Source organism: Streptacidiphilus sp. BW17 (assembly GCF_041262485.1).
Lineage (GTDB): Bacteria > Actinomycetota > Actinomycetes > Streptomycetales > Streptomycetaceae > Streptacidiphilus.
This window is the reverse complement of record NZ_JBGCCR010000008.1, coordinates 112511-131804: the sequence shown is the minus strand read 5'-3', so window position 1 is coordinate 131804 and position 19294 is coordinate 112511. Positions and strand designations below refer to the sequence as shown.

Annotated in this window: 18 protein-coding genes and 1 pseudogene; 4 read left to right on the top strand and 15 right to left on the bottom strand. The window is 71.3% G+C overall.

Features of this window, described 5'->3' with window-relative positions; translation table 11 throughout:
* Window positions 1–29 precede the first annotated feature (29 nt).
* Window positions 30–836, top strand: coding sequence for an SGNH/GDSL hydrolase family protein (locus ABH940_RS12605; RefSeq protein WP_370062676.1), 807 nt, complete (start codon window positions 30–32; stop codon window positions 834–836).
* A gap of 234 nt (window positions 837–1070) precedes the next feature.
* Here ABH940_RS12605 and ABH940_RS12600 read toward each other — a convergent pair.
* A pseudogene (locus ABH940_RS12600) lies at window positions 1071–1679 on the bottom strand (hypothetical protein); the annotation flags it as partial.
* A 95-nt stretch (window positions 1680–1774) separates the two neighbouring features.
* The gene (locus ABH940_RS12595; protein WP_370062674.1) at window positions 1775–2380 is read right to left on the bottom strand and encodes a TetR/AcrR family transcriptional regulator; all 606 of its coding nucleotides are present in this window, start codon (window positions 2378–2380) and stop codon (window positions 1775–1777) included.
* Between the two features lie 63 nt (window positions 2381–2443).
* Here ABH940_RS12595 and ABH940_RS12590 point away from each other — a divergent pair, with 63 nt between their 5' ends.
* Window positions 2444–3343, top strand: coding sequence for an NAD(P)H-binding protein (locus ABH940_RS12590; protein ID WP_370105269.1), 900 nt, complete (start codon window positions 2444–2446; stop codon window positions 3341–3343).
* A 54-nt stretch (window positions 3344–3397) separates the two neighbouring features.
* Here ABH940_RS12590 and ABH940_RS12585 read toward each other — a convergent pair whose 3' ends face one another.
* On the bottom strand, window positions 3398–4384 hold the full coding sequence (locus tag ABH940_RS12585) for a helix-turn-helix domain-containing protein (RefSeq protein ID WP_370105268.1): 987 nt from the start codon (window positions 4382–4384) through the stop codon (window positions 3398–3400).
* Between the two features lie 303 nt (window positions 4385–4687).
* On the opposite strand from ABH940_RS12585, the gene ABH940_RS12580 reads away from it, so the two are divergent.
* Window positions 4688–5497: a G1 family glutamic endopeptidase gene (locus ABH940_RS12580; RefSeq protein WP_370105267.1), complete on the top strand. Its 810-nt coding sequence runs from the start codon at window positions 4688–4690 to the stop codon at window positions 5495–5497.
* A 105-nt stretch (window positions 5498–5602) separates the two neighbouring features.
* On the opposite strand, the gene ABH940_RS12575 is transcribed toward ABH940_RS12580, so the two are convergent.
* The 3 genes from ABH940_RS12575 to ABH940_RS12565 form a co-directional block, all read right to left on the bottom strand.
* A complete protein-coding gene (locus ABH940_RS12575) occupies window positions 5603–6511 on the bottom strand; it encodes a hypothetical protein (RefSeq protein WP_370062666.1) in 909 nt (302 codons plus the stop codon).
* 152 nt (window positions 6512–6663) lie between these two features.
* The gene (locus tag ABH940_RS12570; protein ID WP_370062664.1) at window positions 6664–9273 is read right to left on the bottom strand and encodes a SpoIIE family protein phosphatase; all 2610 of its coding nucleotides are present in this window, start codon (window positions 9271–9273) and stop codon (window positions 6664–6666) included.
* A 366-nt stretch (window positions 9274–9639) separates the two neighbouring features.
* Window positions 9640–10575: an AraC family transcriptional regulator gene (locus tag ABH940_RS12565; protein ID WP_370105266.1), complete on the bottom strand. Its 936-nt coding sequence runs from the start codon at window positions 10573–10575 to the stop codon at window positions 9640–9642.
* 105 nt (window positions 10576–10680) lie between these two features.
* Between ABH940_RS12565 and ABH940_RS12560 the strand changes: the two genes are divergently transcribed.
* Complete coding sequence (locus tag ABH940_RS12560) at window positions 10681–11610, top strand: MBL fold metallo-hydrolase (protein WP_370105264.1); 930 nt, start codon at window positions 10681–10683, stop codon at window positions 11608–11610.
* A 37-nt stretch (window positions 11611–11647) separates the two neighbouring features.
* Here the strand turns inward: ABH940_RS12560 and ABH940_RS12555 are convergent, their stop codons facing one another.
* From ABH940_RS12555 to ABH940_RS12515, 9 genes are all read right to left on the bottom strand, one after another.
* The gene (locus ABH940_RS12555; protein ID WP_370062658.1) at window positions 11648–12910 is read right to left on the bottom strand and encodes an MFS transporter; all 1263 of its coding nucleotides are present in this window, start codon (window positions 12908–12910) and stop codon (window positions 11648–11650) included.
* Window positions 12911–12963: 53 nt separating this feature from the next.
* Window positions 12964–13590, bottom strand: coding sequence for an ArsR/SmtB family transcription factor (locus ABH940_RS12550; protein ID WP_370062656.1), 627 nt, complete (start codon window positions 13588–13590; stop codon window positions 12964–12966).
* A gap of 85 nt (window positions 13591–13675) precedes the next feature.
* Window positions 13676–14509 (bottom strand): oxidoreductase, encoded by an 834-nt coding sequence (locus tag ABH940_RS12545; RefSeq protein WP_370062654.1) that lies wholly within the window; start codon window positions 14507–14509, stop codon window positions 13676–13678.
* Window positions 14510–14585: 76 nt separating this feature from the next.
* Window positions 14586–14990 carry a hypothetical protein gene (locus ABH940_RS12540; protein ID WP_370062652.1) on the bottom strand — a complete coding sequence of 135 codons (405 nt, stop codon included), beginning with the start codon at window positions 14988–14990 and terminating at the stop codon, window positions 14586–14588.
* 85 nt (window positions 14991–15075) lie between these two features.
* Window positions 15076–15798, bottom strand: coding sequence for a peptidylprolyl isomerase (locus ABH940_RS12535; protein WP_370062650.1), 723 nt, complete (start codon window positions 15796–15798; stop codon window positions 15076–15078).
* Window positions 15799–16004: 206 nt separating this feature from the next.
* Entirely contained in the window at window positions 16005–16715 is a 711-nt protein-coding gene (locus ABH940_RS12530; protein WP_370062648.1) for a hypothetical protein, read from the bottom strand.
* A 278-nt stretch (window positions 16716–16993) separates the two neighbouring features.
* On the bottom strand, window positions 16994–17470 hold the full coding sequence (locus ABH940_RS12525; RefSeq protein WP_370062646.1) for an N-acetyltransferase family protein: 477 nt from the start codon (window positions 17468–17470) through the stop codon (window positions 16994–16996).
* Between the two features lie 44 nt (window positions 17471–17514).
* A complete protein-coding gene (locus ABH940_RS12520; RefSeq protein ID WP_370105263.1) occupies window positions 17515–18207 on the bottom strand; it encodes an alpha/beta fold hydrolase in 693 nt (230 codons plus the stop codon).
* Window positions 18208–18333: 126 nt separating this feature from the next.
* On the bottom strand, window positions 18334–19293 hold the full coding sequence (locus tag ABH940_RS12515; RefSeq protein WP_370062642.1) for an ABC transporter permease: 960 nt from the start codon (window positions 19291–19293) through the stop codon (window positions 18334–18336).
* Window position 19294 lies beyond the last annotated feature (1 nt).

Here is a 19294-nt window from a genome sequence, read left to right as displayed (position 1 = left end):
CGTGCACCACCACCACAAGTGGAGGCACCATGCACATCCACGCGTCCAGACGACTCCTGGCGAGCACCCTCGCCGTCGGCACCCTCGTGGCCTGCGCGCTGGCCGGCGCGCCGACCGCCCAGGCCACCAGCGGCGGCTACGTCGCACTCGGCGACTCCTACGCCTCGGGCGTGGGCAGCGGCAGCTACATCTCCTCCAGCGGCTCCTGCTACCAGAGCACGCTGTCCTACCCCGAGCTGTGGCAGCAGGCCAACTCCCCGTCCAGCTTCGACTTCGCGGCCTGCTCCGGGGCGACCAGCCAGGATGTGCTCAACAACCAGCTCTCCGGGCTGAACAGCAGCACCACCGAGGTCAGCCTCACCGTCGGCGGCGACGACGCGGGCTTCACCTCGACGATGGAGACCTGCGTGCTGGACGGCACCAGCTCGTGCCTCTCGGCCGTCAGCACCGCGGAGAACACCGTCAACACCCAGCTCGCCTCGCGGCTGGACACGCTCTACTCCGCGATCAGCGCCGACGCGCCCAACGCCCACGTGGTCGTGCTCGGTTACCCCCACCTCTACGCGGTCCCCGGCGACTGCCTCTTCGGCATCAGCGACACCAGCCGCAGCGCCATCAACGGCGCCGCCGACGACCTCGACGGCGTGATCGCCAACGAGGTCGCCAAGTACCCGAACTTCACCTTCGGCGACGTGCGGAACGCCTTCAGCGGGCACGAGATCTGCACCGACGACCAGTGGATCCACAGCACCACGCTGCCGGTCTACGAGTCCTACCACCCCACCTCCGCCGGCCAGGCCGACGGCTACTACCCGGTGTTCACCGCCGACGAGTGATCACCCGCTCGCGCATGGGCGTTGTGAGCGTGTGAACGTGTGACGGATCGACCCGGGCCGTCGCCGCCCGCCCCGGCACCGCCGGACGCGGGCGACGGCGGCCCTACGGCTGCTCTCTCCCACCGCGGCCCGCTGGATCGAACCGGACGCGGTCACCGCCCGTCAGCAGCCGACTGGGCGAATCTTCCTGATACGGCACCAAGATCTGCCCGGATTTCCTGTCCCAGGGCTCTTCGTCCGGGCGCCCTCGCGCGCGGCGATCCGGTAGGACCGGTTCTGCTTCCGGCCGAGCCAGGTGATGCGCCGGGGCCGAACGGCCGCCTTGACGAAGGCCGCCCGGCCGGGCTCGATCTGCACCGTTGCCGGGTGGAACTCGAACGCGAGCTGGTCGCCCTCGTCGAGGCCGGACACGGACGCGGTGAGCCTGGTGTTGCCCAGGTTGTCGAGCGCGAGCACCGGCCGGCCCCGAAACCGCCCCCGGACCGTCGGCGGCACCAACTCGGCCCGCAGTTCGGCGAACGGCGTGATGCTGAGGTTGCCCTCGGGGACGGTGGTCGCCTCCGGGTGCTCGGTCGGGACGACCTGGATGCCGTACGGGTTCGGACCGGCCGTCGCATCCGGACTGCGGGGCGGGGCGAAGCGGATCTCCACGCTTCCCGTGGTCCCCGGATAGAGCCTGAGCGTGGCGGGCTCGACGGTCGCGTACGCGGCGACGTCGCCGACCGGCACGAAGCGGTACTCGTCGACGACATCGCCGGTGTTGCGCACCCGCAGTCGCACCGTGGCGGTGCCGCCGGGGTCCACGGTGGTGGACGCCGGATCCAAGGAAGTCCAAATACTCACACGGGGACGCTAGCCATGGCCGAGGCGCCGGTCAGGAGGCGTCAGGTCAGACCTGCTGCCCGATCTCCCCACCGCACAGGGGGACTTACGACCGCTCACGTTCGCAGGTGGGCGAACGCCTGGTCGGCGTCGATGACAGCCTCGGGGTGAACGTCGCGCGCGGTTCCCCCGTCGGCGATCTTCTGCCAGTTGGCACGGGCGAGCACCCGTTGGACCGCGAGTACCTGGGCCGCCGTCAGTCGCGCCTGGATGTCCGGGCCTGGATCGAGGGCTTCTGCCAGCGCCTGCTCGTCCTCGAGCATGTACTGCGTGAGCCGTCCCGCCAGGCTCGGCGTGGTGAACACCAGGCGATGGAACTCCACCACCGCGGGATGGTCGCTGAGGCCGGTGACGGGATCGTAGAGATCGAGGCCGGCCCGAAAGTGCCGGTGCAGGGCCGCCACGGGCGAGACGCCGGGCTCGCGGTCGCGCACGACGCGTGCGGCCTCACCGTTGTGGTCTGCGAATCGGTGCAGTACCAGGTCCTCCTTGGTCGGGAAGTACCGGAAGAGCGTCGGCTTGGAGACCTCAGCCACCGCAGCGATGTCGCTGACCGAGACCTGGTCGAATCCGTGTGCAAGGAACAGTGAGATCGCCGCATCGGCGATGGCGTCACGAGTCCGCGCCTTCTTGCGGGCGCGCAGCCCCGTCGACTCGATCACCCGGACAGCATAACATTGTGTAACCAGGTTGCTTTTTTAACCGAGTAACGCTTTGCTGCGGGAGTGAATCGGACAGACACCACCCACATGCCACCGGTGCTCGTCACCGGCGCCACCGGCCGGATCGGGCGCGGCGTCATCGACCAACTCGTCAGCGCGGGCGTGCCGGTGCGCGCCCTCACGCGTCGTGCCGAAGGCGCGGCGACGCTGCCGGCCGACGTCGAAGTCGTCACCGGCGACCTCACCGTGCCCGCGTCTCTTGACCAGGCATTGCAGGGCACCAGCGCCGTCTTCCTGCTCTGGACCGCGCCTCCGACGACGGCTGCGGCAGTTGTCGAGCGCCTGGCGGCCCACACGCGGCGCGTCGTCTTCCTCTCCTCGCCGCACCGGACGCCGCACCCCTTCTTCCAGCAGCCGAATCCCATGGCGGTGCTCCACGCCGAGATCGAGCGACTGATCGCGGCCACCGGACTCGAGTCGACGATCATCCGACCGGGGATGTTCGCATCGAACTCGTTGGCCTGGTGGGCACCCGCCATCCGCGCCGGCGAGGTCGTCCGATGGCCCTACGGTGCGGCCGAGACCGCACCCGTCGACGACCGTGACGTCGCAGCCGTCGCGGCGCGGACGCTCTACCAGGACGGACATGCCGGCGCTGACTACGTCCTCACGGGGCCCGAGTCACTGAGCCAGGCGGCGCAGGTGGACATCATCGGCAAGATCCTGGGTGGCCCGGTCAGGTTCGAGGAGCTGTCACCGGACGAGTTCCGCAGCGAGACAGAGGGCAAGGCCCCGCGCGCGGTCGTCGACATGCTGCTCACCGCATGGGGCGCAACGACTGGCAGGCCCGCGTTCATCACCTCAGCCGTCTCCGACGTCCTCGGGGTGCCGGCGCGATCCTTTGCCGAGTGGGTGGCCGACCACGCAGGCGCGTTCGAGCAAGGCGCGGTTCCGTCAACCTGATCTTCGTCGCAGTCGCCGCAGTCACCGCAGTCGCTGCTGTCGTATGACGTCCCGTCAGTTCCCGTCCCAGTCCCAGCGGATCCCGAACCGGCCGGGTCCCGCGCCGAGGGCCACCGCGTGGACGGTCCCGGCGCTGTTCAGCCGGAGCGACCGCTCGCGTGGGACGGCGTCCAACGCCCCACTGCGGAACATGCGGCAGGCGCCGGGCCGGGCCGCGCGGTCGAAGCGGACCTCCAGCAGGTGTTCGCGCGAGGCCCGGTTGAGGCGGGCGTCGAAGTGATGGACCGGCCGCCCGGCGGACGCCCGGTGGACGGTGTACTCGACTATCGCTGTCTCGCCTCTGGCGAGCGCACGGTCGAAGAGCAGTTCCGCCGCCAACAGGCCTTGGTCCGGCAGGTGTTCGACGGCGCCCAGCCGCAGCGGTGCCGGGACTTCCAGTTCAGGACCGCGGCCGATCTCGTGCGCCTGGAGCACGGTGATCCAGCGGTCCACGCCGTCGGCCTCGGCGCGGACCACGCGTCTGCTCCACAACGAGCTAACGCAGCGGTCCGCGTCGACGGTCAGGCGGCTGTGGCAGCTCAGCCGGGTCAGACTGAGATCCCAGCGGGTGTCCAACCGCTCCCACAGCCCCCGGCCCTGCTCGCCGGGCGACCACGCGTCGGTCAGCGGAACATCACCCACGACACCGACACCGCCGCCCCCCGCCGCCCTGGGAACGGCCACCTGACCCGTGCCCTGCTCTGCGCTCTGCTGCGCGCCCTTGACGGCCCACCGGCCGCGCGGACGCGGGGGCCCGAGCAGGGCGAACAGGGCGCCGGGCTGGACCTGGAGCACCTCCTCGATCACGCTCAGCGCCTGGAGTGACTTGGGCCGTTCAGGACGGCAGCGACCCGTCTGCCAGAGGCTCAGCGTCGCGACGGACAGCCGCATCCCGCGCGCGTCCAGCCGGTCCGCGATGCGTTCGAGCGTGAGGCCGCGTTCCGCGATGGCGTGACGCAGCGCCTGGTCGAAGGGAACGCTCTGCGCAGGCACCTGCGTCATAGTCACGCCCTCCTTCTGCCGACCCCGCCCCCGTGTCTGGCTGATCATTACCCACGATTGCATCTAACAACCTGTGAGTTCCCTGGCGGCTGCCCGCCCTGGGCTCATCCCGCCCTGCGGCAGTCCTCCTCGGCAGGCTGCTCGCCGGTCTCCTTGCCGATCTCTTCGGCAATTCCCTTGAAACTGAACGGGCGGAGCCCTCTTGTCCGGTGCATGTACACAAGGTGAGGCTGTGTCAACCGCCGGAGATCACCCCCACTTCGCGGCGGCCGACCCCAACTCCTCACCCCCATAGGAGAATCCATGAGGACCGTTCGGCGAACCGCACCCTTGCTGGCCATCGCCGTCGGCGTCAGCGCCGCCGCGCTGGCCACCCCGGCCATCGCGGCCACCCCCACGGCGTCGCCCGCCCAGATCACCCAGGCCCAGGCGTCGCACGAGAGCCACTCCCTGCACGGTCTGCACCAGCGGACGGGCGCCGTCACCAACGCGAGCGTGGAGTCCACCAACTGGTCCGGCTACGCCGCCACCGGCTCGTCGGGCGCGTACAAGTCCGTCTCCACCTCCTGGGTCCAGCCCTCCGTCAGCTGCGGCTCGGCCACGACCTACTCGTCCTTCTGGGTCGGCCTCGACGGCTACAGCAACTCGGCGCTGGAGCAGACCGGCACCGAGGCGGACTGCATCGGCGGCCACGCCACGTACGGCGCGTGGTGGGAGGTGCTGCCCGCCTCGGAGAGCGCGTACTCGGGCGTCACCGTCGCGGGCGGCGACTCGATGTCCGCGTCGGTGACCGACAACGGCAACGGCACCTTCACCATGACGCTGACCGACAGCACCAAGGGCTGGTCCAAGTCCACCACGCATGCCGGAAGTTCCGGCTACCAGGACAGCTCGGCCGAGGTCATCGCCGAGGCCCCGGAGGTCAACGGCTCGATAGCCAGCCTGGCGAACTTCGGCACCGTCAACTTCACCGGCGCGACGGCCGGCGGAAAGTCGCTCGGCAGCGCCTCTCCGACCGAGATCGTCATGGTCAACAGCAGTGGCAGCACGGTCCGCGCCCAGCCCGGCGCGATCTCCGGTGGCAGCTTCTCCGACGTCTGGAAGCACAGCTGACGCGCGGGGCGCGCTGACGGAACGACCGCGTCCGGGTCCGCGCTTCCAGTCGCGGACCCGGACGGCCTCGTTCGGCTGCTTCTCCAGCCCCACCAACCACCCCGGTCAACGACCGCGCCCGTTACGCCGGCTCCTGCGGCGGGCCAGTTCCTCGCGTGCCGTCACCCAGCGCTCCTGCGCCTGCGCCACCACAGCCGCCCACTCCTGCCGCACCTCGTCGTCCGGCGGGCGGTTGCCGCGGGCGATCCGGCCGAGTTCGTCATGGACCTCCCGGCCCAGCGCCGACGAGGCCACGAGCACGACCATGACGCCGAACAACGCCGCGATCATTGCGAAGACGGCACCCACCGGCCCGAAGCGGGTGGCATAGGAACTGAAGAGATGTGGCAGATACACCGCCGCCACGACGGAGTAAGCACTGCTCGCGACCGCTCCGACAACGCCGAACGGCACCAGGTCCCGCCAGGCCTGTCGTCGGGCGCAGAGGGTCCAGCCTCCCCACACGAGAAACACGGCGGTCAGCGGCACCTCGCACGCGGCTGCCAGGAGACCGAACCGCGCTTCCCCAAGCGTGGCGTACAGCCATCCTCCGACTGCCGCGTACGCGACGAGGCCCGCGAGCCAACGCAGCCCGTTCAGAGTGTTGCGCACGCTCAGCGGCGGCAGTTCCCAGGTCTGCTCGAACAACCGTTGGGCCGCTCGCGCGAGACTCAGGGACGAGATGATCAGGAACACCGTCCCACCGACTCCGAGACTGACACCGGGTCCTTCCGCGAAGGAGAAAAGAGACCTGACCGCCTCCGCCCCACCACCGGTCAGGCCGTAGCGGTTGATCAGCCGGGTGGCCAGGTCCTCCTGGCCGAGCTGCACCACCACGGACGCCACCAGCAGAGCCAGCGGGATCCCGGCGGTCAGGGCACTCGACGCGAGCGCCATGGAGCGGTCGAAGCCCACCAAGCGCTGGAATCGGCTGACGACGCGCAAAGCGAACGCCGGACGCAGCCAGAAGGTCAAGGTCCGCAGGACACGCTCCCGCGAGATGGTTTTCGTGCCTGGCCTCCGCGAACCCGGGGTGGTCGGGACGCAGCCACCCTAACGCGCCGTCACCTTTCCGCCCGCGTGGACGCGCCCGCGCCGGTGTGTGAGCACCACTTCCCCTGCCGGGCCTAAATGTCGTCGAAGTCAGCGAACACACCCTCCCCCTGGAGTCCTCCGGTGAGCGGCTGCTCGGACCAGATCACCTTGCCGCTCGCGGTGTAGCGGGTGCCCCAGCGGTGGGCGAGCTGGGCGACGAGGAAGATGCCGCGACCGCCCTCGTCCGTCGTCGCCGCCCAGCGCAGGTGCGGGGCGGTGCTGCTGCCGTCGGAGACCTCGCAGACCAGTCCCGTGTCGCGGAGCAGCCGGACGCGGACCGGCGCCACGCCGTACCGGATGGCGTTGGTGATCAGCTCGCTGAGGATCAGTTCGGCGCTGAAGGAGATCTCCTCGAGTCCCCACTCCACCAGCTGCTTGACGCACGCGTTGCGCACCGGCGCCACGGCAGCCGGGTCGCCGGGGACCTCCCACTCCGCCACCTGCTCGGGCGGCAGCAGCGCTGTTCCGGCGACGAGCAGGACCACGTCGTCGGTCGGCTGCGGCGCGGGTGCCGCGCGGACCGCGACGGCGCAGATCTCCTCGGGGCTGAGCGCGCGGCCGTGGTTCTCCAGTGCGACGCGGAGACGGCGCAGACCCTCGTCGATGTCCTCGCCCCGAGCCTCCACCAGGCCGTCGCTGAAGAGCAGCAGCCGCGAGCCCGCGTCGAGCCCGATCTCGCTGGTCCCGAACGGGTGGCCGCCGACGCCGAGCGGTGGGGCGACCGCGACCTCCGGGAAGACCACGGTGCCGTCGGGACGCACCACGGCGGGGCCGAGATGCCCCGCGCTGGAGAGAGTGCAGACGCCCGACACCGGGTCGTAGACCGCGTACAAGCAGGTCGATCCGGTCACGGTGACGTCGGCGGGGACCCCGTCCGCGGGGGACTGCTCGGACTGCCCGGCCTCCTCGTCCAGCTGCGTGACCAGCTCGTCCAGCCGGCCCAGCACCTCGTCGGGCGGCAGGTCCAGGGCGGCGAAGGTGCGGGTCGCGGTGCGCAGACGCCCCATCGCGACGGCGGCGTTGATGCCGTGCCCGACCACGTCGCCGACCACCAGCGCCGTACGGAAGCCGGGCAGCGGGATGACGTCGAACCAGTCCCCGCCGACACCGGCGCTCGCCGGAAGGTAGCGGTGGGCCAGCTCCAGCCCGGTGCGCTCGGGCACGCTGCGCGGGAGCAGGCTGCGTTGCAGGGCGACGGCGGTCCCGTGTTCGCGGGTGTAGCGGCGGGCGTTGTCGACGGAGACAGCGGCGCGGGCGGCCAGGTCCTCGGCGAGCGGCAGGTCGTCCGCGTCGAACGCCGGGCTCCCGGGGGCCCGGCGGAACTCGACCAAGCCGAGCACTCCCCCGCGCATCCGCAGCGGGACGATGAGCGTCCCGTGGTCGGCGTCCGGGACGGCACACTCACCGGCCAGGGCGAGGGCCTGCGGGCTGTCCGGGGTGAGGGTGACGGTGGTGCCGACCGGAGTGTCGGGCTCCTGGTCGCCGCCGCGCAGGACGGTGCGGCGCAGCAGTCCGGCGGTCCGGGGTGGCTCCTCGCCGCGGGTGACGGCGTCGACGAGGTCGACGGAGACGGCGTCCGCGAAGCCGCCCAGCGCGACGTCCGCGAGTTCCTCGCAGGTCCGGGTCATGTCCAGAGTCCGGCCGATCCGCATGCCCGCCTCGTAGAGGAGTCGGCGGCGGCGTCCGGCAGCCTCGATCCGGCTGGTGAGGTCGTGCAGCTCGGTGGTGTCCCGGAGCGTGACCACACTGCCGGGGAGGCCGCCGTACGGGGCGGTCGGGCGCTTGTTCACCGCGAGCAGCCGGTCGGCGGCACGGTGAATGCCGTCCGTCACCTCGTCCGGGGAGGTGAGCAGCGTCGTCGTCGCCGGGTCCAGACCCAGCGCCGCCACAGGCTGCTGCTCGGCGTCCGGCGGCAGGTCGAGGAGGCGGCGGGCCTCGTCGTTGGCGAGCGTCAGCCGTCCGTCGCCGCCGATGATCAGCACGCCCTCGCGCACGGCGTGCAGGACAGCTTCATGGTGCTCGTACATCCGGGCCAGCTCGGTGGGACCGAGGCCACGCGTCTGCCGCTGCAGCCGCCGGGAGGCGAACGCCGTGCCCGCGGCAGCCAGCAGCACAGCGATGGCCGCTCCGCCGAGCAGGACCGGCAGTTGGGTGTCCGCGAGGGCGTTGACCCGTCCGACCGTGATGTTGACGGCGACCGCGCCGAGCGGTCGATGGGCGGCGTCGAACACCGGCACGGCGGTCGCGATCGAGTCGAAGCCCGGCTGGTTGTCCTCGAAGGTGACCGTCTGCCCGGCGAGCAGCTTGGGCAGCACGTCATGGAGCACGAACGGCGTGGGCTGGTAGGGACGGCCGACATAGTCGGGGTAGGGCGAGGTGAGCTGGACGAACGAGGTGTTGAAGACCACCACCGAGTCCACCCCGGCCGCCTGCTGCACCCGCTCCGCCTGCGGCTGCAGCACCGCCGTCGGGTGGGGCGACTCCAGCGCCTGGACCACACCCGGAGCGGTCGCGAAGGACTGGGCCACGCCGCGGGTGATCCTGCGGGCGTCGCTCGTCGTACTGGAGCGCGCCTGGAGCACCATGGCCACCACGCCCGCGACGACGAGCAGCAGCACGATCAGCAGCTCGATGAGGAACATCCGCCCGGCCAGGCTCCGCCCGAACAGTGCGGCGCGCGGTCCGCGCGGTCCGCGTTTCTTCCGGGGCTCGTGCTCCCGCTCCGACGACGCACCGCGGTCACGGTGCGTGGAAGGCGCGCGGCGGCGTAGCACACACCATGCTTAACCTGCACAACTGTGACCGCGCAAGCAGCATTCCGTAGTCATCCGACTACGGTTGTCAACGCCACGCCTCCCACGGGCGGACCTCAGCCGCCGTCGGGGTAGCCGCCCCGGAGGGCGATCACCGGGTCGTACGGCAGCGTCTCCGGTTGACGCCGGGCGGCGCACCAGGCGTCCGGATGCGGCTCCCGACCGGCCGTCAGACGCGACGGCTACACCGCCGGATCACCGACGCCGTCTGCCGTCTGCCGTCTCACGGTGGCGGCCCGGCGTGGTGCCGAACTCGCGTCTGAAAGCGTGGGAGAAGGCGTAGGGACTGCCGTAGCCGACCCGGCGGGCGATGGTGGCGAGGGGGTCCTGCGTGTCGCGCAGCATGCGGGCAGCGAGGGTCAGTCGCCACCAGCCGAGGTAGGCCATGGGCGGTCGGCCGACCAGGGTGGTGAAGCGGCGGGCCAGGGTCGCGCGGGAGACGCCCGACGCCACGGCCAGCGAGTCGTTGGTCCAGGTCGCCGCCGGATCCGTGTGCAGGGCGCGCAACGCGGCGGCGGCCACCGGGTCGCTCAGGACGCCCGGCCACGCGCCGACCGCGCCGTCGCTCATCCAGGAGCGGATCATGTAGACGAGCAGCAGGTCGAGCAGGCTCTGCACGGCGATGCAGGACCCGGGCCCGCGCAGCTCCAGCTCCCGGCCCAGCAGGTCGATGGCGGCGCGAAGTTCCTGGTTTCCGCCGACCCGGCTGGGCAGATGGACGACTGCGGGCAGTTCGGCCAGCAGCGGATGCTTGCGACTGCGGTCCAGCCGGTACTTGCCGCACAGCAACTGCACCGTGTCCCCGGGGTCTGGGACGGTCCCAGGGAAGGGCTCGCCCGAGGCGAACCAACGTTCCAGCGGCACAGCTTGACGCACCGTCCGCTCGTCGGTGGGAGAGTCGGCGAGGATGTGCCCGGTGCCGTGCGGGAGCAGTACCGCGTCGCCCGGCCCGAGGGACACCGGGGCGTCCCCACTGTCGGGGAGCAGCCAGCAGCTGCCCCTGAGGACGACATGGAAGCCCGCGCCCTGGTACCCCTCGATCCTGGTGCACCAGGTGCCGGTGACGCTGACCCTGGTCGTCTCCGGATTCCCGACACGTACCGCCGCGATGGCGTCGCTCACCACGTCCATGATGACCAGGGTAGCCTCAGAAGACCTCAGTGGTGAGACGCATGCGTATGCGAAGGAGCAGCTGACGTATCGAGAAGCTCGTGTGGTCTCCCTAGGGTTGACGGCATGACAGCGGACAATGTGCAGGTCTTCCAGGTCGGAGACGTCGAAGTGCTGCGGCTCGTCGAGTGGACGGGCGCCTTCGTTCCCGCCGCCGATCTGGTGCCGGGGGCGACACAGGAGTTGTGGGCGGCTCAGGCGCACTGGCTGGCGCCCGAGCACGTCGAGCCGGAGACAGGGCGGGCGATGGTCGCGATTCAGACCTGGGTGCTGCGCAGCGAAGGGATGACCGTGGTCGTGGACACCGGGATCGGCAACGGCAGGGAGCGGCCCGGTTCCCCGATGTTCGACAACTGGCAGGGCGACTTCCCAGGGCTGCTGGCCCAGGCCGGCATCCGCCCGGAGGAGGTGGACGTGGTGGTCAACACCCACGTCCACGGTGACCACGTCGGGTGGAACACCACGGCGACGGAGCACGGCTGGGTGCCCACGTTCCCCAACGCCCGCTATCTCGTACCGGCCGCAGACGACGCCTACTTCGGGCCGGCGAACGGATACGCGGGCGGTCGCCGCCCGGACGACCGGCTCATGTACGAGGACAGCCTCGCGCCGGTGCACCGGGCTGGGCAGGTCGACCTGTGGGAGGGCAGCCACCGGATCGACGGGCGACTCACCCTGGAGGCCGCTCCCGGCCACACGCCCGGCTCCGCCGTGCTGCGGCTGGCCTCCGCCGGGGAGCGGGCGGTCTTCGTCGGCGACCTCGTGCACAATCCGGTGCAGATCGTCGCACCCGGGTGCAGCAGCTGCCTCTGCCTGGATCCGGTGCAGTCGGCGGCGAGCCGCCGCCGCGTCCTGGCACGGGCCGCCGACGAACGGGAGTTGCTCGTCCCCGCCCACTTCGCCGGCCCCGGCGCGGTCGAGGTGCGCCGCGCGGGCGAAGGCGACGGCTTCGCGCCGGGAGCCTGGGCCGCCTTGGCGGGGACGCGCTCGTCGTAGCCGATGTCGGGACGAACAGGCCGCGCGACGCGAGCGGTCAGGAAGGCCGAGAAGGACGAAGTGAGCCGGCGCGGGGACGAGGCCTCGCGTCCGGTCGCTTCATCTCGCGCCACTCCGGGCGTAGCCCGGCGAGGTTGGTGGTGAGGAAGTAGGCACTGCCGCCGACGAGCAGCACCGGGACGAGGCCGGCGGCTACCACGGCGGCTCCGGCGAGGAGGCCGCCGAGCGGGATCCCGGCCCAGGCCAGGGAATCGCCGAGGGCGCTGACGCGGCCCAGCATCCGGCGCGGGACGCGTTCGAGGAGGACGGCTCCGATGACCGGGTTGATGAAGCCCGCGCCGAGCCCCGCGACCGCGAAGACCGCCAGCACCGCGCCCAACGGCGCGCCGGAGGCCAGGATCAGGAAGCGTGGGGCCCCGGCCACCAGGAATCCGGCGAAGAAGACCAGCCGTCGCGGCAGCCGGTGCGCCAGCGCCGCGGCGACCAGGCTGCCCGCGACGGCCGCCGCGCCGCCCGCGCTGCTCATCAGGCCGATCGCGGTCGGCCCGCCGCCGGACTGCCGGGCCCAGAAGGGGATCAGGACGGACGAGAGCCCCTGGTCCAGCAGGTTGGTGCACGCCACCATCACGATGACGGAGAGCAGCAGCGGCTGGCCACGCAGGAAGGTGAAGCCCTCGGCGAAGCGCTGCCAGTAGCCGGACTCCACTTCTCCGGCCTCCCCGGCGTCATCTGACCTGGCATCAACTGACTGTCCGACGCCGCGCGGCAGTGCCAAGCCGATGATGACCGAGCCGAGGGCGAAGGAGCACGCGTTGACGACGATGCCCGTCAGCGGCCCGAGCAGCGCCACCAGCGCGCCGCCCGCCGCCGGGCCGATGGTGGAGGCGAGCCGTTCGGTCGTCCCGGTCAGCCCGGTGGCCCGCTCCAGCGGGATCTCGGCGAGGTCGGCCGCCTCCGGGACCATGACCTCCTTGGCCAGGTCTCCCGGCCCACGCGCGGCGCCGACCACTGCGACCAGCGCCAGCAGCAGCGCGAAGGAGAGCAGGTGCAGGCTGTGCAGCAGGGGGATCGCACCGGCGGCGATCGCGCTGACGAGGTCCGTGGTCCACGAGACGGCGCGCGGGCCGGTGCGGTCCACCAGCGGCCCGGTGAGCGCCTTGACCACCACATAGGGCGTCAGCTCGCAGAAGGCCACCAGCCCCGTCTGTGTCGCGCTGCCGGTCGTGACCAGGACGAACCAGGGCAGCGCCACGGCCGAGACGCGGGTGCCGGTCTGCGAGACGGCGATGGCCGTCAGCACGCCGACGAGTGGTCGTAACGACCGTCTGCGGGAACGGCCGGATATCTCGGTGTTCACTCCGCACCTCCGTCGGCGTCCAGTTCGGGCAGAACGTGGAAGATCGCGGTGACCCGCCTGGCGCCCTCGGGGGCGTCCGCCGCCGCCTCCGGCGCGTCCTTTCGGTAGCGACCGAGGACCGCCTCCAACTCCCGGCCCAGAGCGGCGGCTTCGTCCGGCGTCAGGCGCAGGGGCCAACTGCTCAGATCGATGGTGTTGCGCCACTCGCGGGGCATGGTCGGCACGTCGTTCAGCGTCTGCTGGGTGCGGAGAGTGTGTGCCGCGGCGACGGACTGGAGGTACGCCTGCGTCGCCTCGGGCTCGCGGTCGGCGAGGGCCGGGTCGTTGAACTCCGTGGACTGGTGGACCGCGCGCCACCAGCGCTCGCGCGCGTTGCCGAGCTCCGGGACCTCCTCGACGAACCCCGCCGCGCCGAGTTGGCGCAGGTGGTAGCTGGCTGTCCCGGAGTTGACGCCCAGCCGCTCCGCGAGGCGGGTGGGCGTGGACGGGCCGTGCTTGCGCAGCAGCCCGACCACCTGCACCCGCACCGGATGCGCCAGTGCCCGAAGTCCCTTGGCATCAAGGACAACTGACGTCAGTTCACCTTTCGGGGGCTTGGAGCCGCCCGCTGCTGTCTCAGCCATACCGCATACGGTAGACCGCGAAGACTTCTTTGCAAACAGTTCTTTGCAAAGAAGTCTTCGCGGTTCCTGTGGGACGGCGGTCGGCTCAGCTGTCGAAGTCCGTGGAGCGGGTCAGCTTCTCCCAGGCGCGGAACTCGGCGCGGTCACGGTCCAGACTGCCGCTGATCGCGTCGGCCGCGTCGTTGCCGAGCAGCAGGCGCAGCGGCGGCTCGGGGGCGCCCAGGGCGGTCAGGATCGCCGCCGCGGCCTTGGCCGGGTCGCCCGCCTCCTGGCCCGCGCCGCCCGGCAGCCCGGCGCGGACCGGGCCGACGGTGTCCTGGTACGCGTCCATGGCCTCGGACTGGTAGAGCGCGCCGGACCCGGCGAAGCCGGTGCGGAACGCTCCCGGCTCGACGATCAGCACCCGGATCCCGTGCGGCGCGACCTCTGCGGCCAGCGACTCGGACAACCCCTCCAGGGCGAACTTGGTGCCGCAGTACGCGCCCACCCCGGCGAAGGCGAAGCGTCCGCCCATGCTGGTCATCTGCACGATCGCGCCCGAGCCCTGGCGGCGCATGTGCGGCAGCGCGGCGCGGGTGAGCGCGACCGGGCCGAAGAAGTGCAGGTCCATCAGCTCGCGCAGTTCGGCGTCCGTGGTCTCCTCGACCGCGCCCACGAGACCGCGTCCGGCGTTGTTGACCAGGACGTCGATCCGCCCGTGCTTCGCGACCAGGCTGTCGACGGCGGCCTGGGCACCCGCCGTGTCGGTGACGTCGAGTCGAAGCGCCTCGACCTGGCCCGGATGCGCGGCGACCAGGTCGTCGAGCAGTTCGGTGCGACGCGCGGCGGCGACCACGAGGTCACCGCCCGCCACGACCGCCTCGGTGATCGCCCGGCCGAACCCGCTGCTCGCCCCGGTGACCAGCCAAACCTTCGTCATCTTCCGCTCCCGCATGCCGGCTTCATGATCAGTACGGGAACCACCGTGCCACGGCGGGCGGTTGTGCGTCCGCGTTTTACCGTCGCGCGGAACCCTCCGGCCAGACGCGGTGGACGTAGAGGCCGAGGCGCTCCGCCTCCGCGACCGCGTCGGCGACCTCCGTGCCGGGTCGGCCGTCCCAGACGGCGACCAGTTCCTCCACCATGCCGAGCAGCGTCGGCACCAGCGCCATCCCGGAGCCGAGATGGTGCACGGCACGGGCCTCCTCGCGCAGCGCGTGCGCGGTCGTGCCGAGGATCTCCAGCCCGCCGCCGTGGTCCACCACGGACTGGGCGAACCAGGTCTCCGGGCCCGGGCGCAGCGGCGTCACGCCGACGAGGTCGTGGCTCGGGCAACCCGTGACGATGCGCCACAGCTCGCCGCGGACCAGCATCTCCGTGACGTCGGACAGGTCTTCGTGGCCGATCACTCCCATGTGCATGAGGCCCGATGCTACGGCCTGATCCCCGCCCTTTCGGTGCGGAGACCAGGCCGTCTCAGTGCTCGGACCGAACGCCGGGCAGCGCTCAGCCGTGCAGGATCCGGACGCCGTGGATGTCGACCGGGAGGGTCGGGAAGCCGTCGCCCGGACCGTTCTGGTCGTCCTCTCCCGCGGCGGCGATCTTGAGCAGCACGTCCATGCCGCCGGTGACCTTGCCGAACGGGGTGTAGGCGGGCGAGAGCTTGGTGTCCTTCCAGACGAAGAAGAACTGGCTGCCGTTGGTGTTCGGCCCAGCGTTGGCCATCGCCACCGTGCCGGCCGGGTAGGTCGCGCCGGTCAGGTTCTCGTCGTTGAAGGAGTAGCCCGGCCCGCCCGAGCCGGTCCCGGTCGGGTCGCCGCACTGGAGCACGTAGATGCCCTTGGTGGTGAGCCGATGGCAGTGGGTGCGGTCGTAGTAGTCTCGCTCGGCCAGGAAGCGGAACGAGTAGGTGGTGCAGGGGGCCTGACTGGTCAGTGCCTGAAAGGTGATCACGCCCTGGCTGGTGCGCAGCTGCGCCGAGTACGGCTGGGCGGCCTTTGTCGCGTCGAAGACCGGGATGCCCTTGAAACGGTCCGCGGGCACCGCCGCGGTGTAGCCGCACGGGTCCGCGGCGGTGGCGGCCACGGCCGCGTGGTGGACGGCGTGGTGTGCGGCCGGGGCGAGGCTCTGCGTGCCGCCGCCGGATCCGCTCGCGGCCGTGGCCGCGCCGGTCGTACCAAGAACGAGCGCCGCTGCCGCCGCGAACGAGAGCCAGTGCCTGCGGTCCATCCGACCTACCCCCAGAACGTCAGGACGCCACGCCACAGCTCGTGACCGCGCGCGGCGCCGGTTGTCATGTCCCTCCTGCCTTTCCCCGGCACACGCGTCACCACACCCACCCAGCTTGCCCCCGTTCTCCTGGCGCACACGGCACAAGGCCGAGCGGGTGGGGCAGCTCGGCCCTGTGCGTCAGCGGTGCTCGGCGATCGACCGGATCAGTGGTTGCAGGCGTCCGCGTACCAGACGGGCGCCCAGTTGTAGTCGGAGTTCCAGAACACCGGCGGCGGCGTCGTGTAGATCACGCTCTTGCTCGAATTGAGCAGGAAGGCATCGGTGCCGGCGGTCTGGTTGTTGATCCAGGAGCCGTCGGAGTTCCAGCCGGAGCCCGGCAGCTCCTGGTCCTCGTTGCAGGTGCTCACGTTGAACTGCTCGCCCGCGCCGGTCTGCCCCTGCCACATGCAGAAGTATTCGTAGCCGCAGCCGGGCCCCGGCTGCCGCACTCCGTTCAGCGTGAAGAACCAGACCCCCGTGTTGGGCGTGCCGCTCCCGGTGTTGGCGGGTCGCACGCCACTGGTGGCGCCGGTTGCGGGCGCGAAGCCGAGGTTGACCGCGCCGGGGAGCACCCGCGCGTACTTCTGGCCGGGCAGCGGGAGCAGCACGGACGCGCCGTGCGGCAGCGCCAACTCGTTCGCCGCGACCTGCTTGGCACCGCTGTACTGGTGCAGGATCTGGTCGACCTTGCTCTGCAGGGCGGCGGCCTGCGTGGTGTTCAGCCCCGCCTCGCGGACCTGCGCGGCGAACGGGGCGGCCTGCGTCACGGCGCGCGGCGCGGCCTGGGACGCGGCGTCCGCCGTGCTCACCCCTGCCGTACCGATGGCCGCGACCGCCGCCATGACGGCGAACGCCTTCAAGCTGCGTGACCTCATCGCGATCTTTCCCCTCCTGGTCGAACAACTCGGACGCAGTTCCCATGGGCCCCTGGGAACTGCTCGGGCCGAGCGTGCTCGGCCCACTTCCCGTCCCACCAGGGAGTGCGGCGGAATGACGGAATATCGGGACAGCATCAAGCCTGACCTGCTGGGACGTACACGCACCTGACGGTGGCACGGGACAGCCGGACAGGAGTCCTCGTTCGGAGCGTTACTGACGGAACGTCAAGATTCTTTTGTTGCCGCACAGTTGGGTCACAGAACCAGGCACGGGGTCAGAGGCCCTGTTCCAGCGTCCGGGTGACCGGTTTGAGTCCCGCGGCCCGGTAGAAGGCGAAGGCGCCCTCGTTGAGGTCCCAGACCTGGGTGACCAGGCGGCGGCAGCCCGCAGCGCGCCCCAGCACGCGGACGTGCTCCAGCAGCGCGGAGCCCACCCCGCTGCGTGCAGCGGCCGGATCCACCGCGATCTGCTGGAGCGAGACGACCGTCTCCCGCACGACCAAGGCGCTGGCCGGTCGCTCGACGACCCGGGCCATGGCATAGCCGACGGCGCGGCCGTCGGACGCCTCGGCGAGCAGGAAGGTCACCCCCAGCTCGGCCAACTGACCGGCCAGGAGGGCTTCGAGCTCGTCAGTGGCCGGAGCGGTGACGAAGACGTCAGGGCGCGCGCGGGCGTGCAGGTCGTGGACGATGGCGTTGAGTGCCGCAAGGGTCGTGACGTCGTCCGTGGTGGCGGTGCGGATGGTGACCATGGGACGCATCCTGGGCCGTCACCGACCGGCACCGCCACGCGTTTTCACAACCGGCGGTCCGCTGTAGCCGCCGCAAGGAGCCGGGCGAGTTCGGTCGGCTTCGTGACCATCGGCCAGTGGCCGGAGTCGATGTCGACGAACTCGACGAGTTTGGCGCGGGCGAGTTCCGGGATCTGTCCGGCGCCGATCCAGCCCTGGGCCTCCGTCGGGGAGAACTCAGGGCAGACCACCGTGACCGGGATGTCGAACCGGCGCTCGTCCGTCAGCCGGACGACGCCCCGTGCGACGCCCTCGGGGACGGGTATCGCGGCGGCTTCGAGCTGACGGAGCATAGGCTCGTCCAGGTCGACGCTGTCGGGGCCCGCGAAGGGCTCCCAGCCGGGGAACGGCATCGCCCCGTCCGCGATCGGGAAGAAGTCGGCGTACGCGCGGCCGTCCGCGCCCGGGAAGCCGCCGATCAGGACGGCCCTGACGACCCGTTCCGGGCGGGCGTCGGCGGCCAGCCAGGCCAGGGTGCTCGCGGCGGAGTGGCCGACCACCGTCACCGGGCTCGGCGCGGCGTCCACGGCGGCGAGGACCGCGGCGAGTTGGTCGTCCAGCGTGGCGGACGCGTTCCCGTCGCCCTGTCCCGGCAGAGTGAGCGGGACCGGGCTGCGGCCGAGGCGTTCGAGTTCGGGCGTCACGTCCTTCCAGGCGGTTCCGTCGAGCCACAGGCCGGCGATCAGCAGGATGTCCACGGGGGGTTCCCTTCGTCTTCGGCCCAGTCAACACGGAGGGACTGACAGAACGCACGGAAGCGCCCGGAAACGCACGGGCGGGCCGAGGCGCGTACGCCTCGGCCCGCCCGTCGCTCCGTTAGACCACTACGGCCGCTGGAGTCGCGCGTCCAGTGAGTCGTGGATGGCGTCGCCGATCAGGTTGAACGCCACGACCGTGACGATCAGGATCACCGCCGGCGGGTAGACCAGCCACCAGTAGCCGTCGAAGAGGTAGTTGAGACCGTCGGAGAGCATGGTGCCCCAGTCCGCGTGGGGCGGCGGGATGCCGAGCCCGAGGAAGCTCAGTGTGGACATCGCCAGGATCGCGTCCGCGATGGTGAAGGTCCCGCTGACCAGGACCACGCCGATGGCGTTCGGCACCAGGTGGCGCAGGACGATGCGGCGTCGGCTTCCGCCCATCATCCGGGCCGCCTGGACGAACTCGCGGGTGCGCAGGCTCAGTACCTCGCCTCTGACCAACCGCGCCACGCCGAGCCAGGAGAGCAGCGACAGCAGCACGATGATCATCAGCAGGTTCGGGGTGAACATGCTGACCAGGATCAGCAGCAGCACCAGGCCGGGGATGGCCAGGAAGGTGTCGATGACGCGCATCATCAGCGCGTCGACCACCCCGCCGATGAATCCCGCGAACGCCCCGTAGAGCGTGCCGATGACGGTCGTGGCGACGGCGACGGCGAACCCCAGCTCCAGCGAGGACCGCCCGCCCTCCATCAACCGGCCCAGCACGTCGTAGCCGGAGGCGTCGGTGCCGAGCGGATGCGCCCCGCTGGGCGGCAACTCGGACAGGTCGAGACGCACGGTCACCTGATTGGTGGGGTAGAGCAGCGGGCCGACGAAGCAGAACAGGACCATCAGCGCCACCAGGCAGAGCCCGGCGATCGCCATCTTGTTGTGCGCGAGCGCCGAGACGACCAACCGCCCGGACCCGCGCCGCTCGGCGAGCTCGCCCGCCTCCGGCACGGCGCCCGGCCCGCCTGGCCCGGCGGGGCCGGGAGCAGTCGCCGCCTCGCGGTCCCGCTCCGCATCGACTGCGGGTTCATGCACC